Origin of the sequence: Spirosoma profusum (assembly GCF_014699005.1) — a bacterium.
In the GTDB taxonomy this organism is placed as follows: domain Bacteria; phylum Bacteroidota; class Bacteroidia; order Cytophagales; family Spirosomataceae; genus Spirosoma; species Spirosoma profusum.
The window spans coordinates 129,708-156,510 of the sequence record NZ_JACWZY010000010.1; the positions used below are offsets into that span (position 1 = coordinate 129,708).

At 47.2% G+C, this 26,803-nt stretch carries 26 protein-coding genes; 15 read left to right on the forward strand and 11 right to left on the reverse strand.

Annotation, left to right across the window (positions count from 1 at the left end; translation table 11 throughout):
- Nucleotides 1-299 precede the first annotated feature (299 nt).
- From IC229_RS14090 to IC229_RS14100, 3 genes are all read right to left on the reverse strand, one after another.
- A complete protein-coding gene (locus IC229_RS14090) occupies nucleotides 300-977 on the reverse strand; it encodes a cell division ATP-binding protein FtsE (RefSeq protein ID WP_190887631.1) in 678 nt (225 codons plus the stop codon).
- 106 nt (nucleotides 978-1,083) lie between these two features.
- Nucleotides 1,084-1,752, reverse strand: a complete 669-nt coding sequence (gene fsa / locus IC229_RS14095) for a fructose-6-phosphate aldolase (RefSeq protein WP_190887632.1) — start codon at nucleotides 1,750-1,752, stop codon at nucleotides 1,084-1,086.
- Nucleotides 1,753-1,850: 98 nt separating this feature from the next.
- A complete protein-coding gene (locus IC229_RS14100; protein WP_190887633.1) occupies nucleotides 1,851-3,020 on the reverse strand; it encodes a galactokinase in 1,170 nt (389 codons plus the stop codon).
- A gap of 306 nt (nucleotides 3,021-3,326) precedes the next feature.
- Here IC229_RS14100 and IC229_RS14105 point away from each other — a divergent pair, with 306 nt between their 5' ends.
- The 3 genes from IC229_RS14105 to IC229_RS14115 all read left to right on the forward strand — a co-directional run bounded on the left by IC229_RS14105 (nucleotide 3,327) and on the right by IC229_RS14115 (nucleotide 5,342).
- Nucleotides 3,327-4,076 carry a tetratricopeptide repeat protein gene (locus tag IC229_RS14105; protein WP_317171571.1) on the forward strand — a complete coding sequence of 250 codons (750 nt, stop codon included), beginning with the start codon at nucleotides 3,327-3,329 and terminating at the stop codon, nucleotides 4,074-4,076.
- Nucleotides 4,077-4,149: 73 nt separating this feature from the next.
- A complete protein-coding gene (locus IC229_RS14110; RefSeq protein ID WP_190887634.1) occupies nucleotides 4,150-4,503 on the forward strand; it encodes a transmembrane 220 family protein in 354 nt (117 codons plus the stop codon).
- Nucleotides 4,500-5,342 (forward strand): hydroxymethylglutaryl-CoA lyase, encoded by an 843-nt coding sequence (locus IC229_RS14115; RefSeq protein ID WP_190887635.1) that lies wholly within the window; start codon nucleotides 4,500-4,502, stop codon nucleotides 5,340-5,342. The genes IC229_RS14110 and IC229_RS14115 overlap by 4 nt, the downstream gene beginning before the upstream one ends.
- Before the next feature lie 45 nt (nucleotides 5,343-5,387).
- On the opposite strand, the gene IC229_RS14120 is transcribed toward IC229_RS14115, so the two are convergent.
- Nucleotides 5,388-5,912 carry a DUF7935 family protein gene (locus IC229_RS14120; protein WP_190887636.1) on the reverse strand — a complete coding sequence of 175 codons (525 nt, stop codon included), beginning with the start codon at nucleotides 5,910-5,912 and terminating at the stop codon, nucleotides 5,388-5,390.
- A 165-nt stretch (nucleotides 5,913-6,077) separates the two neighbouring features.
- Between IC229_RS14120 and IC229_RS14125 the strand changes: the two genes are divergently transcribed.
- The gene (locus tag IC229_RS14125) at nucleotides 6,078-6,377 is read left to right on the forward strand and encodes a HesB/IscA family protein (protein WP_190887701.1); all 300 of its coding nucleotides are present in this window, start codon (nucleotides 6,078-6,080) and stop codon (nucleotides 6,375-6,377) included.
- 113 nt (nucleotides 6,378-6,490) lie between these two features.
- Nucleotides 6,491-10,339: a sensor histidine kinase gene (locus IC229_RS14130; protein WP_190887637.1), complete on the forward strand. Its 3,849-nt coding sequence runs from the start codon at nucleotides 6,491-6,493 to the stop codon at nucleotides 10,337-10,339.
- A gap of 52 nt (nucleotides 10,340-10,391) precedes the next feature.
- On the opposite strand, the gene IC229_RS14135 is transcribed toward IC229_RS14130, so the two are convergent.
- Nucleotides 10,392-10,976, reverse strand: a complete 585-nt coding sequence (locus IC229_RS14135) for an HNH endonuclease (RefSeq protein WP_190887638.1) — start codon at nucleotides 10,974-10,976, stop codon at nucleotides 10,392-10,394.
- 257 nt (nucleotides 10,977-11,233) lie between these two features.
- Between IC229_RS14135 and IC229_RS14140 the strand changes: the two genes are divergently transcribed.
- The 6 genes from IC229_RS14140 to atpH all read left to right on the forward strand — a co-directional run bounded on the left by IC229_RS14140 (nucleotide 11,234) and on the right by atpH (nucleotide 14,798).
- Nucleotides 11,234-11,605, forward strand: a complete 372-nt coding sequence (locus IC229_RS14140; protein WP_190887639.1) for a CoA-binding protein — start codon at nucleotides 11,234-11,236, stop codon at nucleotides 11,603-11,605.
- 55 nt (nucleotides 11,606-11,660) lie between these two features.
- Nucleotides 11,661-12,023, forward strand: a complete 363-nt coding sequence (locus IC229_RS14145; RefSeq protein WP_190887640.1) for a hypothetical protein — start codon at nucleotides 11,661-11,663, stop codon at nucleotides 12,021-12,023.
- A gap of 19 nt (nucleotides 12,024-12,042) precedes the next feature.
- Nucleotides 12,043-13,158: a F0F1 ATP synthase subunit A gene (gene atpB, locus IC229_RS14150; RefSeq protein WP_190887641.1), complete on the forward strand. Its 1,116-nt coding sequence runs from the start codon at nucleotides 12,043-12,045 to the stop codon at nucleotides 13,156-13,158.
- Nucleotides 13,159-13,293: 135 nt separating this feature from the next.
- Entirely contained in the window at nucleotides 13,294-13,542 is a 249-nt protein-coding gene (gene atpE / locus IC229_RS14155; RefSeq protein ID WP_394355941.1) for an ATP synthase F0 subunit C, read from the forward strand.
- A 215-nt stretch (nucleotides 13,543-13,757) separates the two neighbouring features.
- Nucleotides 13,758-14,252 carry a F0F1 ATP synthase subunit B gene (locus IC229_RS14160; protein ID WP_190887643.1) on the forward strand — a complete coding sequence of 165 codons (495 nt, stop codon included), beginning with the start codon at nucleotides 13,758-13,760 and terminating at the stop codon, nucleotides 14,250-14,252.
- A gap of 6 nt (nucleotides 14,253-14,258) precedes the next feature.
- Nucleotides 14,259-14,798 (forward strand): ATP synthase F1 subunit delta, encoded by a 540-nt coding sequence (gene atpH, locus IC229_RS14165; protein WP_190887644.1) that lies wholly within the window; start codon nucleotides 14,259-14,261, stop codon nucleotides 14,796-14,798.
- A 100-nt stretch (nucleotides 14,799-14,898) separates the two neighbouring features.
- On the opposite strand, the gene IC229_RS14170 is transcribed toward atpH, so the two are convergent.
- Genes IC229_RS14170 through IC229_RS14180 form a run of 3 tightly spaced genes read right to left on the reverse strand, consistent with a single transcriptional unit; the run spans nucleotide 14,899 to nucleotide 16,967 of the window.
- Entirely contained in the window at nucleotides 14,899-15,825 is a 927-nt protein-coding gene (locus IC229_RS14170; RefSeq protein ID WP_190887645.1) for a serine hydrolase, read from the reverse strand.
- Entirely contained in the window at nucleotides 15,825-16,280 is a 456-nt protein-coding gene (locus tag IC229_RS14175) for a GNAT family N-acetyltransferase (protein ID WP_190887646.1), read from the reverse strand. The genes IC229_RS14170 and IC229_RS14175 overlap by 1 nt, the downstream gene beginning before the upstream one ends.
- A 36-nt stretch (nucleotides 16,281-16,316) precedes the next feature.
- Nucleotides 16,317-16,967, reverse strand: a complete 651-nt coding sequence (locus tag IC229_RS14180) for an oxidoreductase (protein WP_190887647.1) — start codon at nucleotides 16,965-16,967, stop codon at nucleotides 16,317-16,319.
- A gap of 72 nt (nucleotides 16,968-17,039) precedes the next feature.
- Here IC229_RS14180 and IC229_RS14185 point away from each other — a divergent pair, with 72 nt between their 5' ends.
- A complete protein-coding gene (locus IC229_RS14185) occupies nucleotides 17,040-19,502 on the forward strand; it encodes a TonB-dependent receptor plug domain-containing protein (protein WP_190887648.1) in 2,463 nt (820 codons plus the stop codon).
- 56 nt (nucleotides 19,503-19,558) lie between these two features.
- Here the strand turns inward: IC229_RS14185 and IC229_RS14190 are convergent, their stop codons facing one another.
- The 3 genes from IC229_RS14190 to IC229_RS14200 form a co-directional block, all read right to left on the reverse strand.
- Complete coding sequence (locus tag IC229_RS14190) at nucleotides 19,559-20,998, reverse strand: Gfo/Idh/MocA family protein (protein WP_190887649.1); 1,440 nt, start codon at nucleotides 20,996-20,998, stop codon at nucleotides 19,559-19,561.
- Nucleotides 20,999-21,257: 259 nt separating this feature from the next.
- A complete protein-coding gene (locus IC229_RS14195) occupies nucleotides 21,258-21,698 on the reverse strand; it encodes a DUF5990 family protein (RefSeq protein ID WP_190887650.1) in 441 nt (146 codons plus the stop codon).
- A 1-nt stretch (nucleotide 21,699) separates the two neighbouring features.
- Nucleotides 21,700-22,098, reverse strand: a complete 399-nt coding sequence (locus IC229_RS14200) for an iron chaperone (protein WP_190887651.1) — start codon at nucleotides 22,096-22,098, stop codon at nucleotides 21,700-21,702.
- Nucleotides 22,099-22,235: 137 nt separating this feature from the next.
- On the opposite strand from IC229_RS14200, the gene IC229_RS14205 reads away from it, so the two are divergent.
- From IC229_RS14205 to rodA, 3 genes are all read left to right on the forward strand, one after another.
- On the forward strand, nucleotides 22,236-23,279 hold the full coding sequence (locus IC229_RS14205; RefSeq protein ID WP_190887652.1) for an SMP-30/gluconolactonase/LRE family protein: 1,044 nt from the start codon (nucleotides 22,236-22,238) through the stop codon (nucleotides 23,277-23,279).
- A gap of 136 nt (nucleotides 23,280-23,415) precedes the next feature.
- Nucleotides 23,416-25,359, forward strand: coding sequence for a penicillin-binding transpeptidase domain-containing protein (locus tag IC229_RS14210; RefSeq protein WP_190887653.1), 1,944 nt, complete (start codon nucleotides 23,416-23,418; stop codon nucleotides 25,357-25,359).
- 108 nt (nucleotides 25,360-25,467) lie between these two features.
- Complete coding sequence (rodA, locus tag IC229_RS14215; RefSeq protein WP_190887654.1) at nucleotides 25,468-26,748, forward strand: rod shape-determining protein RodA; 1,281 nt, start codon at nucleotides 25,468-25,470, stop codon at nucleotides 26,746-26,748.
- Nucleotides 26,749-26,803 lie beyond the last annotated feature (55 nt).

Sequence of the window (26,803 nt, forward strand, 5' to 3'; positions counted from 1 at the left end):
AAGAATAAAACTAATAATTGACCTTATAAAACGGTTTTTTAGCTTATCGTCAAATTACGCAAGTAGTACAGGCAAGGAGAGCAATTGATTACAAAATTACACCATTTTCAGGCTTGCCCAATACGATATTATTATTTTTTCAAGAAATAGCTTACATAATCATATAATTAAAATACAATTTTATGTAATTGTTATTTATTCTATACCTCATAAACGTATTTAACTCAAAATCGAACTACCAACGTAGCGAAAGAGTTCGAAAACGTAAACTTATACGAATATAATAATTCATCTACTCTCTACCCTTTTAACTCAATCACCTGACCCTCCTGACAACGTAGGACGCGGGCGGGGTATTTATTGAGCAAATCGTAGTTGTGCGTAGCCATCAGAACGGCAGTGCCCGCATTATTAATGGCTTGAAAAACCTGCATGATCTGATCAGATACAACGGGGTCGAGGTTGCCCGTTGGTTCGTCGGCAATAAGAATCTGTGGCTCATTGAGCATGGCGCGGGCAACTACTACGCGTTGTTGTTCCCCTCCCGACAGTTGATGGGGCATTTTCTTCTGAGCCGTTCCCAAACCAACCTGCATCAATACGTCGGCGATGCGGTTATTCATGTCCTGCTTTTTCCAGCCGGTGGCTTTAAGAACAAACTTCAGATTGTCTTCGACGGAGCGGTCGAAAAAAAGTTGAAAATCCTGAAAAACGATACCGATTTTCCGACGTAGCTGTGGAATATCGCGAGGCTTGAGCGTTTGAAGGGGATAGCCTGCTACCTGTCCCTGTCCATTCTGAAGCCAGAGGTCAGCGTAGAGCGTTTTGAGTAACGATGTCTTACCGCTTCCCGTTCGACCAATGAGGTAAGCAAAATCGCCTTTATTGATTTGAAACGATACGTCGCCTAAAATCAGCTTGGTACCCTGATAAATATCAGCGTGGTTTAGGATTAGAACGGGCTCAGAGGAAAACATGGGTGGGTTAATCGTTAGTATTAAGTCGCTAGTCGTCAGTCAATAGTCGTTAGGAAGGACGTTCCTAACGACTGATGACTAACGACTAGCGACTAAAAACTGATATTTATTTTTTCACCGGGAGGGCTGCTTTTTCGTGATCGGCCAGGAACTTAGCTAGTCCACTGTCAGTCAGTGGGTGATTCAAAAGGGCTTTGATAACGCTCAGCGGACTTGTCATTACGTCGGCACCGATTTCAGCACATTGAATAATATGCATCGGGTGACGTACCGAAGCAGCCAGTACTTCAGTTGTATAACCGTAATTGGTATAGATGGTAACAATTTGTTCAATCAGGGCCATACCGTCGGTCGAAATGTCATCCAGCCGACCAACAAAGGGCGATACGTACGTAGCACCTGCTTTAGCCGCCAGCAACGCCTGTCCGGCCGAAAACACCAGTGTACAGTTCGTGCGAATGCCCTTTTCGGAGAAGTATTTAATGGCTTTTACTCCGTCGCCAGTCATGGGTACTTTCACAACGATATTTTCGTCGAGTTCGGCCAGTTCTTCGCCTTCTTTAATCATCTCGTCGAATTTTACGGAGATGACCTCTGCACTCACGTCATTTTTAACGATTTCGCAGATTTGTTTATAGTGGCGCATCACATTGTCTTTGCCCGTAATACCTTCCTTCGCCATCAGCGATGGATTGGTGGTGACACCATCGAGAATTCCCATTTCCTGGGCTTCACGTATGTCGGCCAGATTAGCCGTATCGATGAAAAATTTCATGTTAATTAGAAGTTAATTTATTGAGTCAATCTGTCGGTACGTTGTAACTAGTTATAGTATAAGCCACACGGTGAAAAATATACCCACACCGATATTTGCTACGTTATCGGGAGCGGCTCACCAACGAGGTTAGTACCGTTTTGAATTTTACAAATGTGAATGTACGTTTCTTTCCCGGTTTGTGCCTTGTACTGTTTCGTAACCTGTTCTGAGAACGTATCAAGTGCGTTCTCACGAACCAGATTAATAGTACAGCCCCCAAAACCTCCACCCATCATGCGGGCTCCCAGTACGCCCGGTTGCTGACGAGCAATTTCAACCAGCAAATCCAGTTCAGGACAGCTCACTTCATACCAGTTACTTAGCCCTTCATGTGAGCCATACATGAGTTGGCCGAAAGCCGCTACGTTGCCCGATTCAAGGGCTGCAACTCCGCTGAGCAGTCGTTCGTTTTCCTGTACTACGTAAGCGCAACGGCGGTAAATTAATGGGTCAGTGTCACGCAGGTGCTTGTCGAGCATTGTCGTCGTTACGTCGCGCAGGCTTTCAATTTCCGGGTAGTAAGTTTGCAGAAATCGAACACCCGATTCGCATTCAGCCCGGCGGGTGTTGTATTCGGAAGTCACCAGCGAATGTTTCACCCGCGAATCGCAGAGTACAATGCTGATGCCATCCATACGTAACGGCGCGTACGTATAATCGAGTGAGCGACAGTCGAGTTTTATTACGTTGTCGGCTTTCCCCATCATGCTGGCAAACATGTCCATAATACCGACTTTGGCCCCAACAAAATCATTTTCAGCCCGCTGCGATAGTCTTACCAGGTCAATTCGGTCCAGGTTCAGATCAAACAATTCGTTCAGGGCGAAACCGACGGCGTTTTCCAGGGCTGCCGATGATGATAGCCCCGAGCCCATCGGAATCGTACCGCCGAAAACACAGTTGAAACCTCCAATGGCATAACCCGCCAGCTTAAACTGAGCGACCACACCCAGCAGATAATCGGCCCACGTATTGGTAGGCAACAGATTGGAAAGAACGCCCTGATACGTTTGGTTAAGGTCGTTCGCGACAAAATGGAGCTTCTTATCGGCACGGGGGCCAATAGCCAGATAAATGGCTTTGTCGATAGCGGCTGGCAGTACAAATCCATTGTTATAATCGGTGTGTTCGCCAATGAGATTGACGCGGCCAGGAGAGCAGATGAGCAACGGATCTGCCTGAAACGTATCCCGAAAAACAGACGTTAGCTGAGTCAGTAGGTTCATAGCGGGTTCAGCAAATTTAGCGGACGCTGCAACGGCATTGCCACTAAATAATCGTAGCCAAAGGACTGGAAAACAGGCTGAGTAGAAACAAAAAATGGCAAACCAATGTCTCACCGCTACAACCACCTACCCTTGCTTCGGTCAAGACCTGGGGGATTCAGCAGGAGCTGGTAGCACCGATTTGCCGATGCAAACTTACACAATTCCTGATTAAACGACCAAATTTCACGCATACCTTTGCCGAAAAATCAATTCACGATGTTTAAAGAGCGAAAGAGTGAAAGAGCAAGTATAAAGAGTGAAAGAGTGAAAGAACGAACGAGTGAAATGCCTACCGGATGGCTTTCGCACTTTTACTCTTTCACTCTTTCCCTCTTTATACTTGCCTGTAGTTCAGCTGATAAGGACGTTGAATTAGGGCGTGCTTACGTAAAAGAAGGAAAATTTCGTGATGCTATTCAGACGCTGAACCGAGCCATTGAAGCAGACGACGATAATGTGGAAGCGTTCATTACGCGGGGTGTCGCTTATTTTGAGCTGAAAGAATACGCCAACGCCAGCCTCGATTACGAACAGGCCATTAAAATTGACCCGAATTTTTACCGACCTTATTACAATCGGGGCCTGCTCAAGGTGGCACAAAATGATTTAACAGGAGCTCTGAAGGATTACTCTGACGCCATTCGATTAGCCCCCGATACCAGTCAACGTATCACGGCCGAACTATTTCTGAATCGGGGACAGTTATTTGCTACGCAGGGCCAGATTCAGCCTGCCCTCAGCGATTTTTCGCAGGCCATTACGTTAGATTCTCGAAATGCACTGGCTTTGTACAATCGGGGAAACCTGCGTTTCCAGCAGAAAGACCTGGCGGGTGCTACGTCTGATTTTCAGCAGGCTGCCCAGGCCGATCCTCGGTTTGGGAAAGCTTTTTACGGACTGGGTATCGCTCAGATTTTGCAGGATCAGCGTGAGCAAGGTTGTCTGAATCTGAAACAGGCCCAAAAGCTAGGTTATGCCGATGCCGCAAACGCTGTAACGGAATATTGTAATTGAGTCGTAAGTCAATAATCATTAGTCTACAGTGGTTAATGATTATTGACTTACGACTACTCACTGCTGACTCATTATGCTTAAATTACTTGCTATCATTTTCGGGCTGCTGTTTATTTTGTTTGCGGCCTTTCAATATAACGATCCCGACCCGGAAGTCTGGATTCCGATTTATGGCATGGCAGCTGTTGCCTGTTTTATGGCCTATGCCGGTGTTGGTCGCTGGTGGTTTTTTACGGCTATGGCCGTGATGTATATCGTAGCTGCTGTGTATCAATGGCCTCCGCAGTTTGAGGGGTTTCTGTTTAGCGAGATGGGGATGCGTAGCATGAATATAGAAATGGCGCGTGAAGCCGGTGGCCTGGCTATTTGTGCGCTTGTCATGATCATACTGGCGTTTTTGGTACGTCGTCAACCGCTACGTCGATGAAACTGGTTGAATGTCCCCGAGATGCTATGCAGGGCTTGGCTCATTTTGTGCCAACCGCGCTCAAGATCGAGTACCTGAATACGCTCCTGCAAGTCGGATTTGATACGCTTGATTTCGGAAGTTTTGTTTCGCCCAAAGCCATTCCACAAATGCGCGACACAGCGGACGTACTGGCTGGACTGAACGTAGCAGCTACCAAAACCCGACTGCTGGCAATCGTAGCTAATGTTCGCGGGGCTGAGCAGGCCGTTACGTATGAACCGATTCGTTACGTTGGTTTTCCGTTATCAGTATCTGAAACGTTTCAGCAACGTAACACCAACAAGGCTATCGCTCAGGCGTTTACCGACGTAGCAGCAATTCAGGAATTATGTCAAAGGAAACGGAAAGAACTAGTAGTCTACCTTTCGATGGGCTTTGGCAATCCATACGGTGATACGTATAGCCCCGAACTGGTCCGCGATTTTACAGCACAACTTGTACAGATGGGCGTGGGCATCATCTCGCCTTCCGACACCATCGGTACGTCGACACCCGAAGCGATCGAAACGCTCTTCAGGCATCTGATTTCTGAATTTCCGACTATTGAGTTTGGCGCCCATCTCCACGCCCGACCTGGCGAAGCTCCAGACAAAGTTCGAGCAGCTTTGCGTGCTGGCGTTCAGCGAATAGACGGCGCACTACGTGGTTTTGGCGGTTGTCCCATGGCGGCTGACGAACTCACTGGCAATCTCCCCACCGAAGAAATCATCCAAACCCTAACCGCGTCTGGCATCTCCCTGGTGATCAATAAAGAAGCCCTCCAGAAAGCTATGACCCTGTCGGCTGGGGTATTTTAGGGCATAGGGTACGTAGTAGGGAGAGCTTTTACCCTCTGCCCCATGCTACATGAACATCGCCTGAATTTCTTCTTTTACGCTTTTAATAGCGTCGGCGGTGGGCAGTTTGTCTTTCTGGATGATACGTTCGAAAATCCGTTTCGAGAGTTCGAGCGCGGGAGCGTCGGGGCGCGTGTCGCCGGACGCCTGGTTGATGAGCGTCATCACTTCGTTCATAGCCCCCTGAATCTGATCCCAAACGGCCTGACTCATATACACCTGCTGCGACAAATTGTGGTTGTATTCTTCGCGAATTTCCTGAAGCAGACGTTGTTGAAGTTCGAGCACGGTAGTCGAACTTCCACCGAGTCGAAGCAATAAATTATTGGGGCTGATACGTTCCAGAAACAAAACCATCCGTTCATACGCCTGCAAACGTATTGGAACTACCGACTCGGTATAACGTCCCTGTACGTCGTAGCGATGCCGGTCGGCTTCCCGCTCCAGCAATAATTTGACAGTCAGATACATGCCATAGAGCACTAAACCGGCGGGTACGAGCAGTTTAAGGAAATCACTGATAAGGTCCATGCAGGAAACAAATTTATTAAGCGGAAAAAAGTAACTTTGATAAAGACAACATCAATTAACTACGTGTTAAATGAATAATGGATAATGATTAGAGCGCCCTTCAATCAGTATGCATTCGGGGCCGCCCGTGCGGTTCATTATCCATTATTCATTGATCATTTAACCATGCTCCAACTCGATAATCCCGTTCGTGTTCGACCGGAAGCACGCCAACAAATTCTGGAAACTTTACAAGCCAATAAAATCCCTGACGACTACGGATTACGTATTGGTGTACGGGGCGGAGGCTGTGGTTCATCCTGGTTATTAGGGTTCGACCTGCCCAGCTCCGCCGACGAAGTGTATAACGTAGAAGATGTACGCGTCATTATCGACCGGAAGCATTTACTCTACGTACTGGGTGCCGAAATCGGCTATGAGACGGGTGGCTTCACCATTGAAAAAGCTGGCGAAAATCAGCTATAAATGATCGTTATTCAGTACGTCGTATGAATACCAGTGGCTACGAAATACCGGCTGGAAGCTAAAAACTTGGCATGATTTTAGGGTAGTTTTTAGAGACGACAATACACCCGTTAGTGAAACGTATCGTAGAACATATTTTCCTGTTGCTGGCTGTTGTGTTTCTTAGCATGTCAGGCCTGTATTACTCGCTGCTGGAACAGAGCTCCCCTGGTGCCACCGATGAGCAATACATTTTTTCGGTTCAGCAGCGGGTAAAGGAAGAAATGCAGGTCAGCAGCAACGAGCTGGCCAAAGTGGTAGCTATCCTGAAAACCAAACCCAATCCTACGTTTTCCGAACTACGTATCGATGCCCGCTATCCGTATTTTGTTTTCCGCAACAAACAACTCGAATACTGGTCCGACCATCGCTTCATTCCCGATTATGCACGTATCGAAGCTATCACCAATCCGAAACTGATTGATGTTGAGCAGAGTCGCTATATCGTTAGTCACCAGCGTGTTCGCTCCGGGAACGATCAGGTAGACGTATTTTCGCTGGTAAACGTGTATCGGTATTACCATTCCAATAATACTTACCTGAAGTCGGGTTATAATCCTAATTTGTTCAGTCAAGATCCACAGGATGTTGTTTCAGAGCGACAAAAGGATTTTCAGGCCATTTATGACAATTCGTCGGCTTTTCTATTTTCGGTGATACCGCCCGTTGTAGATGCCTATCGCAACCAGAATACGCCGACCAACACAGTCATTCTGGCAACCGGCGGGATTCTGTTTCTGGGAATCTATCTCATACAGCTGATGCTTCGACTGATGCGGAAGCGTCAGTACGAATGGGGTTTTCTTTGTCTGGCAGGCTATTTACTGATACTTCGGGCGGTCATGCTCTATTTCAGCGTACCATTCCTGTTTTATGATATCGACCTGTTCAATCCAAAATATTATGCCTCGTCGGTACTGGTGCCCTCACTAGGCGATTTGCTGGTGAATACTGTCTTCGTAGTTATTCTGGCATTTTATTGGGTTCGACATTATTATCGGTCGCGGTCGTACATGGCGCTGCTGCACCTTCCCTCCTGGGTGCAATTAGTGCTCTCTGTAGGCTGTATTGTGCTCAGTTACACGGTTTTTTCGCTTTGTTACAGTGAGCTAAACAACATTTACGAGAAGTCGCAGTTTACGCTCGACATTACCCTAAGCATCCATTTTTCATTTCTGAAAATTGTGTGCTTAGTGGTATTCATTACCATTTCCTTCATTTATTTTCTGATTACCCACGTACTGGCCAGCCTGTTTCTGCGCTTCAATCGCAATAAGCCTATTCTGATCGGTTTATCACTTATTCTGGCTGGAACCATTCTGAGTGCTGGGGTTTGGCTTGCTATTGGCGGGTCGCTGGACAGCGTTTTTCTGCTGAACGGGTTTTATCTGGTGCTTATTTATATTTCTGAGCTTCCAAGAAGTCTTTATTCATTTCGCTATAAAACATCATCTTACTTGTTTCTGGCGGCTCTGATTTGTGCCGTTATGACTTCTTACGTTGTCTATAAGCAGGAAATCAGGAAACAATTAGTACATAAACAGGAATTTGCTACGCAGCTTCTGGCCGAAAACGACCAGTTGGGCGAATTTCTGATGAGTAAAGCGCAGGAGTTGATTCAAAAGGATGCCGATATCAGCCGTTCGCTGAAAATCGATACGTTGTTCGTTCGCGAACGTATTCAGCACCGGGTCAAAAACATACATCTGGATAAATATTTTGACAAGTACGATATCGACGTATTATCGTTCCAGGCAAATGGGCTTCCGCTTGATATCAGTCCCAACGCAGTACCGCTCGCTACGTTGACCAGTCGCTATCGTCAGGCGGCCTACAAAACAGCTTACCCAGGCATTTATTTCGTTAACGAAGTAGGGAACGAGTTCGTTAAGCAATATCTCTGTTTTATTGGTATTCCGTCGAATAGACCCGCTTTAACTCCAGGTGGCAGTCAGTCAGTTAGCCCTCCGGATACGGTTGGGTATGTAGTGCTTGACCTTCGACTACGTAATGAACTGCCCAAAAGTGTGTATCCTGAATTACTGGTCGACACTAAATTCACCCAAAATCCTGATATTCAGAATTATAGCTATGCGCTCTTCAGCGGGCCAAAGCTGGGCGGACAGTCGTTGGGAGAATTACAACCCAGGAAGATTTATGGCACAGGCAGTTACAATTACGATCGTAAATTTAACCTGGGCATCTTAACGAATCCAGCCTTGTTTACGACCGGCCTGACGAGTAATGGCTATCAGCACGTAGCACAGCGCGGTCAGGACGGACGTATCGTGGTGGTATCGTCAGAAGCTTATCCATTCAAGAATATATTTTCCAACTTCTCATTCCTGTATCTCCTGCTGGTGGTAACGGTTATTGTAGTTATCATTGGTTACGCCATTAAATACTTTTTCTCGCAGTACGGCATCAATTATTCGACCAAAATTCAGATGCTGCTGAATTTTGCTTTCTTTCTGCCGCTGGCGCTGGTCATCCTGCTTATTTCGAAAGATATTAGCTCTAATTACATTGATAATCAACGTAGTACATACATAAGTAATACACGTAACATTGCCACTAACTTTCTGACGTATCTGGATGAACACCTTACTCTGAAGAAACGTAGTAAGGCGTCGATGGAGGAAGAATTGGCCAAAATTGCGCGCGATGCCGACCTCGATATTAATCTGTTCGATACCAAAGGTCACCTGTACACATCGACCCGGCCGCTGATTTACGAAAGTGGTTACCTTTCTAAACAGATCAATCCAGAAGCTTTCATCCACATTATCGAGGATAAAGAAAGTGAACGTTTGCTCGATGAATCGCTGGGAAATAAGCAGTATCGGACGGCTTACGTGGCTGTTAAAACCTACGATGGACGTTTATTGGGTGTGCTCAGCATTCCATATTTCTACGCCCAGCCCGAACTCGACCGTCAGATTATCGAAGTGACGGCGTCAGCACTGAGCGTTTTCTCGATTCTGTTCCTCATTTTCCTGGTTCTGTCTTACATCGCGCTGCATTTTCTGATAAAGCCGTTGAAACTACTGACGCAGAAAATCAGGAAAACCAATCTGGAACACAGAAACGAGCCTCTCCCCTGGCGGACAGATGACGAAATTGGTCTGCTGATTCGGGCGTATAACCGGATGCTGGTGAAGCTGGAAGAAAATAAACAGGCGCTCGCTCAGACCGAAAAACAATCGGCCTGGCAGGAAATGGCCAAACAGGTGGCACACGAAATCAAAAATCCGCTGACGCCCATGAAGTTAACGTTGCAGCATCTGCAACGAACGCTGCCTAATCAGAGCAATTCAGCGAATGGCAATAATGATCCCGCACGACGTATCATTCTTCGGACATTTGACTCGCTGCTCGACCAGATCGATACGTTGAGTGATATTGCTACGTCGTTTTCTGATTTTGCCAAGATGCCACTTCCCAAGCGGGAAACGTTTGAGGTAACGGCGGTACTCAACAAAACCGCTGATCTTTACGCCGATAACCCGCGCCTGACGCTACGTCGGCAAATTGCAAAAGGGCCTATCCTGACCACTGGCGATCGGCAGATGATTGGACGTATCATCACCAACCTGATTGTCAATGCCATTCAGTCGGTGCCACCGAGCCGCAAACCTGTTATTGAGTTGAAGCTATTCATCAATAATGATGACGTACAGATTGAAATTCACGACAACGGGGCTGGTATTCCTGAAGCCATTCAGGGAAAAGTTTTCCTGCCAAATTTCAGCACCAAACAGGAAGGTTCTGGATTAGGACTGGCTATTGCCAAACGGGGCGTAGAACACGCTGGTGGCACGATCTGGTTCGAAACCGTTGAAGGAGTTGGTACGTCGTTTTTTATATCGTTGCCGCTCGAAAAAGTCGCCGAAGCCTCTGTTAGCAAACCGGTTAATTATTAGTATTCTGTGAGGGCAGATTTAAGAACCTGCCCTCACAAAAAGGATTTTCTAGCTATTCAATTGTTACGTGTTTCCAATTCTCTCCTGACCGAATCCGATTAAGCTGCGTGTGCGTGATGCCAAATTGCTTGGCTATCATCTTCAATCGATTCTTATCATTCTGAAGTAGTTTTTTGATCATCTTCACCTTGCTCTCAGTTAATTTATAATTACGGGTTTGACGGGGTAACTGACGATTTTTGAGGTTAGGATTATTCCGGTTGTGTTCGATCATTTCGTCCTTTGTCACCCAGCGCAGATTTTGAAAGTAATTATTCTGCTTGTTATAGTCGAGGTGAATCACAAAAAGCTGATCGGGTTGGTCGCGCTTAATAAAATGTTCAGCTACGAGTTTATGAACGTATCGATTCAGCGTTTTTCCAGCTGAACGAATATTCAGTGAACGATACCCCTGAATCACAGACCCTTTAATGAGCGTACTGCTCGGCTTACTACCGGGCTGGGTCGACGCTACGTTCTGAAAGCTGCGCAACCTGCCGTAATTTGAGACTTCATAATGGGGTGGATTTGGTACATTATCAAATAGAATAGGCACCCAGTGCTCATTCCAAAAACTCTGGTTTCCTTTGGTTTCCATGAACGCAGCAGTTATACGTATATTTTTCTTATGGGCAGCAAAACTATAGGGAGGTAAGAGCTTAACAATTTTAGACTGAAATGGTTATGGGATTTTTCCATCATTTTTTTTGAACAATTTCACTCCCCCATATCCGACATTTCATATACGCAATTTCAGTTGGAGCCATGTACTGATGGTTTGTCTATGAAACCGCAAGGCCCTCGGAATGGTTATAGAAAGGGCAGGAAAATGCAAACATGCTGTCTGCCAGTTTTATGAATACCAATAGTAAGAAAACGTTAGTAATGGGCGCCACCGAAAATCCGGGGCGATATGCGTATCTGGCCGCTAATAGTCTGTTACGTCATGGACACCCGATTGAGCTGGTCGGCCTGAAAAAAGGGCAAATTCAGGGTCAAAACATCCAGACCGGGCACCCCCAGCTCGATGACATTGACACCGTGACCATGTACGTTGGTCCTCGCAACCAGACTGATTTATATGATTACGTTAAAAGTCTCAAACCCCGCCGGGTTATTTTCAATCCGGGCGCTGAAAACCCTGAATTTGAGCGGCAGCTCCGGGAGGAAGGTATCGAACCTATCGAAGCCTGTACGCTTGTTATGCTTTCAATTGGAACGTATTGATTGAGTGACCAATCGTAACGTAGCGCAGTCTCTGTATCGACCGATACTAATTTTCATGCTTCGTCCTTTTCTGTTTACCGTTTTTTTAGCAATTGTATTTTTTGTAGCCAAACAATATTTTGCCGCGTTCTGGTTGCACCCGGGCTGGAAAATATTACTGGTCTTTTTTGGCTCTGTATCGATACTCACACAACGGCTGGTAGAGACTGGTTTACAAGGAGATCGATCCCGATTCATTCCTTTGTACCTGGCAGCCACCGTGGCTCGGATGATATTGGGATTGGCCTTTGTTGGTTTTTTCCTGTTCCGCCATATCGAGCAACGACGTACGTTCATTTTGGACTTTCTTGTACTATATATATGTTACGCAGGCTTTGAGATTTGGACGCTTACTCGTAACTTGCGACGCGATTCGTAAAAACGATCTGTCACATCATATGATGCGTTCTGGGATTAATAGAATTTTATTGGTAGTAGCTCTCATTCTGAGCTCATTAGTTGGCGTTCGTGCGCAGGAGCACGAACACAGTGGAGAACCACACACAGAACATGCCGGAGACGAAGCGGCTAAAAAAGGAAAATTTGATGTGGGTAGCATGATTATGCATCACATTAAAGATGACCACGGCTGGGAATTCGCTCACGGTGTTACGTTGCCACTTCCGGTTATTCTTTATTCGAGCGACCGGAGCCTTGAAGTTTTCTCTTCATCACGGCTGGCACACGGCGAAGTGTACAATGGCTACAAAAATGAACACGGTAAAATTCATCGTGTCCATGAAGGCGGTGAAGCAAGTCATGAAGCTAAAGTTTATGACTTTTCGATCACCAAGAACGTAGCATCGCTGTTGTTGAGTGCAGCCATTATGTTGTTGGTGTTTTCGGCTGTAAGCAGCGGTTACGCAAAAAACAAAGGCAAAGCACCAAAAGGGATTCAATCGTTTCTGGAGCCAATTATCCTGTTCGTGCGCGACGAAATTGCCAAACCCAGCATTGGGCCGAAATACACGAAGTATCTGCCCTACCTGCTGACACTGTTCTTTTTCATCCTGACGAACAACCTGCTCGGTCTGCTGCCGGGAGCCGCTAACCTGACAGGCAATATTGCCGTTACATTAGTACTGGCCGTTATTACGTTCCTGATTGTTACGTTCAGTGGAAATAAGCATTACTGGATGCACATCCTTAAACCAACAGGCGTTCCAGTTGCCTTGCTGCCGATCATGATTCCGGTTGAGATTGTAGGTGTGTTCATGAAGCCGATCTCGCTCATGGTTCGGTTGTTTGCCAACATCACTGCCGGTCACATTATCATTCTAAGTTTGTTGGGTCTGATTTTCATGGCTAACGCTCTTGGTGGATCTGGTACGAGCCTGGCCATTAGCCCAGTCGTGATATTTTTTACCCTGTTTTTGAATATGATCGAACTGCTGGTTGCTTTCCTTCAGGCGTTCATTTTCACCCTACTAACTGCTATGTACATTGGCAGCGCGGTGGAGGAACACCACGAAGCCGACCACGGTATCGGTTACGAAGGCGCGGAAGCGCACTAAAAATAGTGGTCAGTTAACAGTCGATAGTCTAGAGTGGCTAATGACTTATGACTGACGACCGCACCGGCGGCCCGGTATCAACTAATACGCAATCTTTTGTTTCACTAATAAATCTGTTTGAGTTTTATGTTATCCATGTTATTTGCTCTGCTGTTAGAAGCTACTGGTAGTGTTTCGGTTATGGGTGCCGCTGTTGGCGCTGGTCTGGCCGCTATCGGTGCTGGTCTTGGTATCGGTCGGATTGGTGGTAGTGCTATGGAAGGGATTGCCCGTCAGCCAGAAGCGGCTGGTCGTATCCAAACCGCTATGCTGATCATCGCGGCTCTTATCGAAGCCGTGGCTCTGTTCGCAGCCGTTATTTGTCTGCTGGTGGCTACAGCCTAAGCAGCGACTCAAAAAAGAGTAGGCTGGTTGCATTAGGCGCTGGCTCCACTACTCGCCCGTTTTCAGAATGTTGTTTGCCCGTTTGGGGTTGCCGGTGGGCAAACAACTTCTAACAAAAGATTGAAAAAGAGTTTGATATACGATTTATGAACGATGATTTATAAGCGTATATCGTGAAGTGAAGTCGTTAGTCAAACATCGAAAATCGTAAATCCATGGATTTGCTTACTCCCGATCTTGGTCTTTTATTCTGGCAGGTAATTGTTTTCCTCGGCCTGTTTTTTATCCTGCGCGCGTTCGCCTGGAAACCTATCACAGATAGCCTGAATGAGCGCGAAAACAACATTCAAAGTGCACTAGATCTGGCCGAAAAAACCCGGCTGGAAATGACGGCTCTCAAAGCTGACAATGAAAAACTGCTGGCTCAGGCACGTTCAGAGCGTGAAGCTATTTTGCGTGGTGCTAAAGAAACTGCCGACAAAATGCTTGCTGATTCGCGTGATAAAGCAGAGTCAGAAGGCAAGCGGATACTGGAACAGGCCCGCGAGTCGATGCAGAACGAGCGTCAGGCACTGGTGCAGCAGATGAAAAAAGAAGTTGTTACGTTGTCGCTCGATATTGCAGAGAAAGTACTACGTAAAGAACTGAGCGACAAAACCGCGCAGGAAAAACTGGTTACGGATTTAGTAACTAACTCAAATCTCAACTAATCGATTATGGCCGTTGCTACAGTAGCCGCTCGTTACGCCAAATCGCTGTTGGATTTGGCACAGGAAAAGGGCATCACGGAGAAGCTATATCAGGATATGCAGTTTTTCAAAAGAACAGTGGAGCAAAGCCGACCGCTGTTGCTGATGCTGAAGAACCCAATTGTCCGGGCTGAAAAGAAAAGTGCCATTATCAAAGCCGTTTTTACCAGCCACGTTGATCCGGTAACGATGTCATTCTTTCAGATTATTTCGCGAAAGAACCGCGAAGGGATTATGGACGAAATTGCCAATCAATTTATCAGTCAGTATGATCGGTTGAAAGGTGTTGAGCGGGCAACCGTTATTACAACTGTACCGCTAACCGATGCGTTACGTAAGAAATTTAAAGCAGCGGTGGCTAAAACAACCGCTGCAAAGCTGGTCGAACTGGAGGAAAAAATTGACAATCGTCTGATTGGAGGGTACGTACTACGTATCGGCGATCAGCAAATTGACGGATCTATCCGTAGCCAACTAAACGATTTACGTCTGAAGTTTCTGAACTAAAATCGATACGTTTCTTTATTCAAAAAAGCCGCTTGCTACGTAGTAAGCGGCTTTTTTATACAATTGAGTCTGGGCCAAGTTCCAGCTTGTCACAAACATATCAATACCACTTCTCGTAACCGTCACTTGGTTTCCAGTCAGATTTAGGCTCAAAATGCTTCCACAAGATAGCCGCTACGTTCCGCAGCAGCGTAAAACCTTCATTACTACGTTGCCAGCTCGCGTCTTTCTGATTTTTGGTCATAACGCAATACACGTATGCACCGTGGGGAGCCTCCACAAGCACCACTTCGGAACGTGATTGGTCTACCGCACCGTTTTTAGTAGCCACTTTTACGTTGGGCGGAATCTGCGACAATCCATGACTGTCCCAATACTGTCGTCCCAGGTTTCTATACATTTCTTCACTGGCATCGGGACTAATCGCCCGCCCTTCCCGAATGTATGCAAGTAGTTCAGCCAGTTCGCGGGGCGTTGTTTGTCCCCAACCGTAACGAGTCCGGTTTTCCTGCCGACCGGGCGTGCGCGAATTAACGCGAGTCTGGTGAAATCCGTTAGCCTCGAGCCAATTATTGATAGCAGAACCACCACCCGCCAACGCCTGACACCACAAACTGCCCGTGTTGTCGCTGACAGTTTCCATAAGCATAACCACCTGACTGAGCGGCATTTTGGCCCCGTTTTTCAATGAACCAACAATCCCATCGTCGTAGTGTAGCGAATCGCTGTACGTCAACTCCTGCTGATACGTTAGGTCGCCCTGCTGAATCTTCGCAAACAGACCGCATTGAATGGGAATTTTGATGGTGCTGGCCGTCGGAAAAAGTGTATCAGCATTAATAACCACGCCTTTTCCTGTCCGGAGATTTCGCACGTAAACGCCCGCATCGCCCTGAAAGCCATCCAGTGCCGCTCGAAGGGTACGCTCCAATTTGACGTCGTTACGTAGCTGGGGTGTTGCTGACGTCTGACCTAGAACGGAACTTGTTGAGATGAAGATTGCTAAAAGAAGTAGAGCAAAAGGCATTATGTCTGAATCGGTTTAACTAATTTAAAGTGAGTTTTTGTAAAGGCTTCCCGCTCATAAAAACGGACGGTATCAGCGCGTTTCTGATTCGTAGTGACTTCCAGATTGACAAAGTTTTCCTGAATAGCTAACGTAGTAAGTGCCTCCACAAGTTGATGCCCAATACGCTGGTTGCGAACGTCGGGCCGGACGAATAGCTCCTGGATTTCGCCAACTTTTCCTACGTGATGCAGTAGTTGCTGCACATGGCAACTGACAAATCCCACTACCTCACCCGCCAGTTCGGCAACGAGATAATGAACCGACGTACTAGTTAGATTATGGTTAAAAACTTGTTGAAAAGCGATGAGGTCAAAGCGGGTTTCTTCAAGCATACATAGAAAGTCATAGATGATTGCTACGTCGCTCTGAGTGGCTTCCCGGATAAGCACGGCATTGGATAGCGAAACAGGCATTCGTTTGTGAGCGTTACCGATTGAAGAAGCCTTCGTCTAATAATCCTGTAATTTATCAGACTCAAAAATGTGTTTACCCGTAAGTCCTTGCTGTATTGTGATTAGCATAGCGTTAGCCACTTTCTCGGCTTCTATACCTTTGTACTTATCAGGAATCAGTGGATTGAACAACCGCATAAAACCAGCTCCAATACGTTCGCCTAAGCGGCTTTCTGAACGATTACCCAACAGAAGTGATGGTCGAAAAATGAGTAAATTAGGGTAATTCAGGGCAGTCAGATCACGCTCAACTTCACCTTTTACCTTGTTATAGTAAATCGAAGAGTTAGGATCGGCACCCAGCGCCGTAACGATGGCAAACTGACGAGCGCCACTAGCTAATCCCAGCCGGGCAATATCAAGTGGATACTGATAATCTACTTTTCGGAAGGCCGCTTTCGAGCCTGCTTTTTTCATGGTCGTGCCCAGACAACAGAATATATCGTCGGCCTGAGTGAGCAGTCCGTTAGGATGATCGAAGTCAAAAACGATTTCCTGTAAACGTGGGTGTTGCCAATTCAGCGATTTGCGTACTAAAACTTTCACTTTTTCATAAAAGGGAGCATCAACAAGACGGTGAGTGAGTATGTCGCCAATCAGGCCCGTTGCGCCTACTACCAGCGCGGTTTTATGCATAGGTACAGTCATGACGAGAAATAATTTCTGCTAATTTAGTCGCTTCATCCATTTCGGATGATCTATCCACCTAAAACCTATTTTATGCGTCTCCTACTTTTTTGTTTTTTCGTTGCGGCCTCGCTGAGTATCGCTTTTCGTCCCAAAGACGACGATTTTATCAAACAGTTGCTTGAGCGCCTGCAAGCCTATAATCGGCAACGCCCTACTGAAAAGGTTTATGTTCACACCGATCGTGACGTATATCTGACCGGCGAAACGATCTGGCTAAAAGGGTCTCTTTTTAATGGAAATACTCATGATGCCGATACGTCAAGTAAAGTTCTCTACGTCGATCTGGTAGACCTGGCGGCCAAACGTACCCGATTACGGATGCAGTTGCGGACGACGAATAGTTACGCGCCCGGCCAGCTCAGCCTACCCGATACGTTGCCATCCGGTACGTATCAGCTTCGGGCCTATACGAATTATATGAAGAATTTCCCGGACACTTATTTTTTCACTAAAACGCTTACTATACTACGTCCAGACGAAACTTCTGATAAAGGAAAACGTAGTGCTACTACGTCTAATGCAAAGCTTGATGTTCAGTTTTTACCCGAAGGCGGTCAGTTGGTAGCCGGTCTTGAGGGTAGGGTTGCCTTTAAAGCGATTGACGGCAACGGACAGGGCGTGTCGGTAAGGGGGTTTGTATTGAACAGCCAGAAAGATACCGTAAGTGGCTTTTCAAGCCGCTATTTAGGTATGGGCTTTTTTACGTTTAAACCCGAACCGGCGCAAACTTACACTGCCTTTATTCAAACAAATAAAGGGCAATTTGTATCCTACGCTATGCCCACCGCACAGGCGCAGGGTATAACGATGCAGGTTGATAATCTGTCTAATAAAGAGAATGTGATTGTCTATGTTATTCACAATAAATCGGCTGCGGATGCGGGTGCTACGTTAACACTGGTCGCACAGACGCGGGGGCAGGTTGTGAGTGCCGCTAAAATACCAATTGCAAAAAAAATGTCGGCGCTACGTTTGCCAAAGAAAGAGTTTCCCGAAGGAATCGCGCAGATTACCATTTTCGACGAAACCAATAAGCCAGCTGCCGAACGACTGGTTTTTATCAATAATAATGAACAGTTACGCGTTCAAATAGCGCCTACTAAAACTGTTTACAAAAACCGCGAACAGGTTAATCTCGACATTAGTACAACCGACGCTGATGGCAAACCGGTTTCGACGAACCTCTCGCTGGCAGCCGTTGATACGCGATTATCGCCCGAAACTGATTCGAACGGGACTACTATCGTTTCGCATCTGTTACTTTCTTCTGACCTGACGGGTAACATCGAGCAGCCTGATTATTATTTTAATCCGACGCATACCGATCGCTGGATACAACTGGATTTACTACTGATGACACAAGGCTGGCGTCGCTTCGCATGGTCAAACGTATTGACAGGCAACGTACCACCTGTTAAATATCCAGTTGAAGAAGGACTCTCGCTCACAGGGCGCGTAGTACGTCCGAATCAGAAAGATGTTGGCGGAAAAGTCGCGTTGACATTTGTGTTATCAAGGCGCGACAGCACGCGGTCTTTTCTAATGGGCGAGACGGATGAAGCCGGGAACTATGGAGCTTACGGCCTGGACTTTTCCGACACAACCACCGTTTTCATTCAGGGTGTGAAAGGGTCAAACAACCGAAATCTCGTCATTTCCCTCGATCAGTTGGTAGCTCCTCCCCTAACCCTCTTACGAGTACCTTTTAACCCTTTGGAAGTCAGCAGAGATGAGTATGGCGAGTTTATCAGACGAGCCAAAGAATATCAGGAAATTGAACGGCAGATTCGTCAAAATAGAGAGGTACTGCTCCAAGCTGTTACGGTGAAGGCGAAAAAGCAGGAACCCACCGACTCCCGAAAAATCTACGGCCGAGCCGATGCGACCGTGAAATTTGATGCCATGAATACAGCCGGACGGCTAACGATTCTGGACGTAATTCAGGGGCGGGTAGCGGGCGTGCAGGTCACCGGTACCGGCATGAGTGCCCGCGTACAAATTCGCGGAGCTGCAAATTTCAGCGGCCCAGTTGAACCGCTATTTGTTATCGACGGAATGCCTACCGACCTTCAGGGCGCGATGAGTATATCCGTGCAGGACGTCGATCAGGTCGATATTTTAAAAGGAGCATCGGCAGCCATTTACGGCTCACGGGCATCAGGGGGCGTTATTTCGATTCTAACCAAACGCGGTGATTCTTCCTATGACTACTCGAAGGACTTAGCACCCGGTACGTTGGTAGCGAAGTTACCGGGGTTTACAGCTGTCCGTGAGTTTTACGCACCCCAGTACAACGTAACCAAGCCTGAACATGTGCGCCCCGATTATCGGACAACACTGTTTTGGTCGCCACTAATTCAGACCAATGCTGAGGGAAAAGCCAACGTATCATTTTTTACATCGGATTCTAAAACTACCATTCGCCTTCAGGCCGAAGGTGCTACGTTAAATGGGATGCCTGGTGTGGGACGTAGTACGTTGCGGGTAGACTAAAAAAAAATCCCCGGAAACGTAGCATTTCTGGGGATTTGAAAAGTTTTAGCAACGTGTTAGACAGTTGGCTGAATCTTCATGTTGATCGGGTCCCAACCAACAATTTTCTTCTGGAAGTAGCTCATATTTCCACACTGAGTTGGACCACACGCCCGTAGTCCGAACGTAGCGTCTTCGATGTTTGGGGCGCCGGTACGTATCGAATTGAAGAAATTAACGAAGTGTTCGTAACGGTCGCCTTTGTAATCGGCAGGGAAAGCGTATTTAAACTCCTTAGGCCCAACCAGTTCAGGCTTTTGTGGATATAGTTTATTGTATTCGGCGATGTACGCATCTTTCTGGTCTTTCGGGAAATTCCCAACCGACATACCGGGTGCTTTCGGGAATTTGTTCCGATGTACCGTCAGGCTATCCATCCCAATCGACAGATCGCCTTCTGTACCGACCAGACGGACTAAATAATTACCTCCTCCCCCATCGACGAAGTTAGAACGCGTAGTCAGGTTGAATTCTGGGTGCTCGGCCGTCTTCGGATAATCGTAGATACTTAATTGAATATCAGGCACATCACGCCCATCTTTCCAGTAACGTAGTCCACCGGTTGAATAGACGCGGGTTGGACCTTTCGAGCCTGTGATGCAGTGTAGCGACGTCAGCAGGTGAACGTATAAATCACCAGCGATACCCGTACCGTAGTCGGTGTAATTGCGCCAGCGGAAGAAACGTAGCGGGTCCCAGGCGCGTTTTGGTGCCGAACCCAGGTACGTATCCCAATCGACGGTTTGCGGAGACGCATCGAGAGGAACCGAGTATTGCCAGGCTCCCTGTGCGCTGTGTCGGTCGTAGATGGCTTCTACAAACACGAGTTCGCCAATGTCGCCGGCTTTCAGAAGTTCGCGGGCTTTGGCAATGAGCAGCGAACTGGCAAACTGGCTGCCTACCTGAAACACTTTTCCGGTTTCCTTCGCCACTTTAATCAACGTATGGCCATCCTCAACTTTCTGCACCATCGGCTTTTCGCAATAGACGTGCTTGCCTTTGTGCATCGCGTCGGACGAGATTTTTTCGTGCCAATGATCGGTGGTTCCGTTGATGATGGCGTCGACATCACTACGTTCCAGAAGCTCGCGGTAGTCTTTCGTAACGGGCAGGCTATCCCCCCAAAGTTCTTTTGCCCGACGCAAACGACCATCGTAAAGGTCGCAGGCTGCAACCATTTCAACGCCTTCAACCATCAGCGCGGTCTGCATGTCACCTATGCCCATTCCACCAGTTCCGATGAGAGCCATCCGTACCTTATCGTTGGCCGCCGTGCTGCTATGACTACGTACCAGATTGAGGTATTGTGGGATAACGGTTGTGTTTGATGCTGTTTCGGCCAGGGCGGCAGGTGCCGTAGCTGCGGCCGTTCCGGCCAGACCAAGCGTTTTCAGAAACGACCGCCGGGAAGAATTGTTAGCGTTTTCCGGTGACGTTGCCTGTTTTTTATTTTTCATGTACGACTAAGATTGGGAAGAAAAAAATCCAATAAAAATAAGAGAATTTGACCAAAGTCGTAGCTAAAAATCACCGAAGTTCTAAATCAAAGTCCGGACGTAGCGTACTACGTTGAACCTGCTTAAACTTTTGATGATACGTTAAATTCATGCGCTTTTGTCATTCTGAGGGACGAAGAATCTTAACGTATCATTAACTGAGGATTTGGATACGTTAAGATTCCTCGTTCTTTAAAATGACAAAAAATTACTGGAATCTTTAACTAATCCGCCACCCAGCGAAAGGTTTTACAGTTGCGCAATTGGGGCTACCGTCTTTACCCGTTCCCGGAACCTGCGTTACTAGCATTTGACCGGGGTTTTCACCCAGTTGATGAATCATTTCCCAGCTTATACCCGTTAACGGTATTTTCAGCCGCCGACTCCATTCTGTATCATGCTGGCCCGCAGTCTTACCAATATCAAGGTAAACAAACCGACTGTCGGGTGGCCCCTGAACAAATGGCCCTAGCAAAACGGGCGATTCTTTATTGAATGAATCACTTTTCACCCGGGCCGTACACGTAAACGACAAATCGGCTCCGGCGGAACGTTGCGTCTGGATGGTTTCGTAGGCATTTCCGCTCCCTTTCTGAAGGCCAAAATCGACGCCCGGTGTCGGTTTCTCCAATACAATTTGCAGACGTAATTCCTGTTCCATTCTATTTCTTCTTTTTAGCCTGCTTTTTGATCAATTCCTGCTCCTGATTCTTTTGGGCACCGTGCTGCACTATTTTAGTAATAAGTTGAGCAGGAATCGGTTGGTTAACCGGAAGATGGATGGCCGATTTTGTCTGGCTATATTTACTCAGTTCATCCTTAAAAGCAGCGATAAAACCGGGCGGTACGTAGAGACCGTAATGATTTTTGTTGGCCGCAAACCACACAAGCTTCCCATGATATCGATATCCCGGCATTTGGTAACTAATTAATTCCTCTACGTCGGGAATGGCCTGCTTAATGATCTGCCTGATTTCCGTTAATCCAGCACGCATTGATTCGGGTTGCAAGGCAATATATTCGTCAACAGTGGCAAATTGTTTTTTAGTCGAGTTGTCCATTAGGTATGATTGTGTTTTTATTTTGAATGGTGACGGATGACGTATCACTACGTTACCCGTCCACACTACGTTAAAAGTCAACTTCTATACGCTTTTCCTCATTAGCTGCGTATTACCCTTAATTCCTGACACTATTTATGAAAACCAAACTTTTACTGATATCCGGCTGGCTGACTACCGCGCTGAGTCCGGCTTTTGCACAGACATCTCCTCTACCCACCATTGGTCAGGTGGTACGTGCCGATCCTCGTCTGGATAAACTGATTCTGCCCGATACAAAAATTGAAGTACTTGCCGACGGTTTTATGTGGACCGAAGGACCAGTCTGGGTGAAAAGTGAGGCTTTTTTGCTCTTCTCCGACATTCCACAAAACACTATTTACAAGTGGACTGACAAGGAAGGTGTGACAACTTTTTTGAAACCTTCTGGCTATACAGGCGTCGGTACGTATGGCGACGAACCGGGTTCTAACGGACTGGCAATCGACAAGCAGGGACGACTCATTTCCTGCGAACACGGCGATCGACGTATCACGGCCATGCCCGTCAACGGCGGTGGTGGCAAACGTACACTGGCTGATAACTTCAACGGTAAACGATTCAACAGCCCTAACGACGTAGCGGTACATTCTAACGGAAGCTACTACTTCACCGACCCGCCTTATGGCATGCCGAAAAAGGAAAAAGATCCGGGACGCGAAACGGATGGCTACGGTGTTTACCGGATCGCCCCTGAACGTAACGGTGTAGCGGGAGCCGTCTCGATTGTTGTCAGCGACTTAAGCCGACCCAACGGCATTGCCCTTTCGCCCGACGAGAAAACGTTATTCGTCGCCCAATCAGACCCACTACGCCCGGTTGTGATGGCTTACCCAATTCAGGCCGATGGTTCCGTCGGAAAAGGACGTATCGTTTTTGGGCCAGAGAATATGAAAAAGCAGGGTCTGGAAGGCGGATTCGATGGCATGAAAGTTGACCGTGATGGTAATCTGTGGGTTACGGGCAGCGGGGGTGTATTGGTACTGGCACCTACACAGGGAACGGGTCCTTACGATTTTCTGGGACACATTAAAATCGGAGCAGCCACCGCCAACTGCGCCTGGGGCGACGATGGAACCGTGCTGTACATCACCGCCGATATGTACCTCTGCCGAATCCGAACAACCGCCAAAGGATGGTGATATTCAATGAATAATGAATAATGTAGAATGAATAATGGATAATGTAGGCCGGATATATTCGCTGAGCTACATTATCCATTATTCATTCTACATTATTCATTAACTTTGTTATCTTGATTGAAAGGAATTAATTCTCATGTTAGAGAATCGGAAGTGGGTTATAATTGGAGTTTTCTGCCTCGTCGGGCTGACGTATCTGGCCCGACTATTTTACTTGCAGGTTTTAGATGATACGTATTCGCTGGGAGCGTCGAAAAACTCCATTAAGCGGGTTGTCGAAATTCCGTATCGAGGGCAGATTTATGACCGGAACAATCAGTTAATTGTCTATAATACACCGGTTTACGATTTATACGTAACGCCCAAACAGGTGAAGATTCCTGATACGTCGGCTTTCTGCCGGATGATGGACATTACCCGCGCTGACTTCGACAGCATTATGGGTATAGCGGTGAACTACTCACCCGTGAAACCGTCTCTGTTTTTGCGACAACTTTCTAAAGAAGATTTTGCCCGAATTCAGGATGCGCTGGTCGATTACCGGGGTTTTGAACCGATCATTAGCTCCATGCGAACGTACCCGGCCCATACGATGGCGAATGCGCTGGGCTACGTGAGCGAAATTAGCAAAAAACAGCTTGAAGATCAGGACATTATGTATTATCGCCAGGGCGATTACATCGGGCATAATGGTCTGGAAGAGGAGTACGAAGAACAACTTCGGGGCAAGCGGGGCGTAAAGTTCATGATGCAGAACGTTCGTGGCGTTAACAAGGGCTCCTGGAAAAATGGCGCTTTCGATACGTTAGCCGTAGCCGGGCAAAACCTCATTACGGGTATCGACGTAGAGGTGCAGAAATACGCCGATACGTTAATGCAGAACAAAGTAGGAGCCGTGCTGGCTGTTGAGCCATCGACCGGCGAAATTCTGGTTTCTGTCTCAGCGCCAACCTACGACCCTAATATGCTGTCGAGTCGGTTTTTCTCGAAAAACTATCGGGCATTGATAAAAAATCCTTATAAGCCCCTCATTAACAGACCAGTGATGGCGAGTTATCGACCGGGTTCTACGTTCAAGCTGATTCAGGCGTTGATCGCCCAGCAGCAGGGATCGCTTTTTACCAATACGTACTACGGACATGGCGGGTCGCCGATGCGGTGCCACTGCCGGGGTGGAAACGATTTGCGGGGAGCAGTCCAGAATTCCTGTAACCCGTACTTCTACAACGTTTTCCGGAAATTCATCTACCACAACGGCGAACATAATACGTTCAAAGCATCGGCCATTGGTTTGCACGAATGGCATAATATGGTCGAGAAGTTCGGCATGGCTGACCGGCTTGGCATTGATTTACCCAGCGAACTGAAAGGCAATCTCCCCACTCCAGAATATTATGACAAAGCCTATCGGGGCGCGTTACGTTGGAAATTCTCGAACGTGTATTCTTTGAGTATCGGCGAGGGCGAGTTGCTCATCAGCCCGATGAAACTGGTGAATCTGGCCGCTACTATCGCCAACCGGGGCTGGTACATCACCCCGCATTATATCAAGGGGTTTGGTAAGGCAGGAACAGGTGTCCCGAATCAGTACCATCAGCATCATGAGACAGGAATTGATTACAAGTACTACTTACCGGTGATTGATGGAATGCGGAGGGCAGTATTGGCAGGAACGGTAACTCCTCTGGTCAATACAACAAATATTGAGTTGTGCGGAAAAAGTGGTACGTCGCAAAACGCCAAATACGGACATAAATACGACCACTCGATTTTCATTGGTTTCGCCCCAATGAATAACCCTAAGATCGCGGTTGCAGTGTTCGTCGAAAACGCCGGTTGGGGTGGTAAGGCGGCTGCATCGGTAGCTGCGCTGGTTGCTGAACGTTACCTGAAACGTAAAACCGAGGCCCTTGTACTCGATGCTCAGGTAAAAGCATCTAATTACTTACCGCCAGCCAGTGCACTTATTGCACCGAAACCCAAAAAGCCCGCTCCGAAGGATACGACGCAGAAACCAGCTAAACCTTTGATGGCAACCCGTCCTAAATCGATTACAGGAACGGGCATTTCAGGAAACTAAATTGCTAAATCAATGTAATTTTTGTCATGCTGAGGTACGAAGCATGACAAAAATTACATTCGAATGACGCCCTATAAAATACGTCATACATCATAAATCACTACGTCTTTGGCTCGCAGAAACGACCCGTTTTCCCAAAACATCGACTGGCTCACACTCCTGCTTTATTTCTGCTGCGTAGGTATGGGCTGGCTCAATGTGTATGCCGCTGTGTATAGTCCAGAAGCGCACACCAGCCTGTTCGACCTGTCGACCAACGCCGGTAAGCAGCTTATGTGGATTGGCACTACGTTGTTGCTGATTATCTGTATTCTGGTTATCAACCACACGGTTTTCGATACGTTCGCCTTTATTTTTTACGGCTTCATGATTTTGATGCTGGTTTTGGTACTATTTCTAGGAAGCAACATCAACGGATCGCGGTCGTGGTTTAAGTTTGGTTCTTTTACGATTCAGCCCGCCGAGTTTGCCAAAGTCGCTACAGCGCTGGCCCTCGCCAAATATCTGGACGTACCGGGCATCAATCTGTCGAAACAGAAAGATTTACTCTGGGTCGGAGGCATTATTCTGCTGCCCTGTATCCTGATTATTGCGTCCAACGAAACGGGTTCTACGCTGGTCTTCGCTTCGTTCGTGATCATGCTCTACCGCGAAGGACTACCCAGTTGGATTCCCGCTCTGGGCATCACGGCGGCTGCGTTATTCATTGTGGCCCTGGTCTTTCCCAAGCTGTATATTTTTCTCGGCGTTGTGGCACTGCTGGGATTGATTATTCTCATCATGCCACGCCATAACCGTTCCGTAACCAATCTGATTGGCATCGGCGTACTTGGAATCGGCATGATGATTTTCGTGACAGGCGTTGATTTTTTTGTAAACGGCGTATTGCAGAAACACCAGCGCAACCGTATCAAAGTGCTCGTCGACCCAACTATCGACCCGCTTGGCGTGGGCTGGAACGTAACGCAGGCCAAAATTGCGATCGGCTCTGGTCGGCTTCAGGGGAAAGGTTTTCTGGAAGGGACGCAAACCAAATTCGACTTCGTACCCGAACAAAGTACCGACTTCATTTTCTGTACCATCGGTGAAGAACACGGTTTTATTGGTGGGCTGGTGGTGATTGCGCTCTTTGTCGGGTTGCTGTCACGCATTGTTATTCTGGCGGAAAAACAACGTACCAAATTTGCCAGGGTGTACGGCTATTGCGTGGCGGGAATCATCTTTTTCCACGTAATGGTCAACATTGGAATGACCATCGGCCTGATGCCCGTTATCGGAATTCCGCTGCCGTTTTTCAGTTATGGCGGTTCGTCGCTCTGGTCGTTCTCGATTCTGCTTTTTATTTTCCTCAAACTCGACTCCCGACGTACCGCTCTAGCCCGGCGGTAAGAATCTGCTCTGGAACGTAGTAGAAAAATTTCGCTGTAGCATACTGTCTTACGTC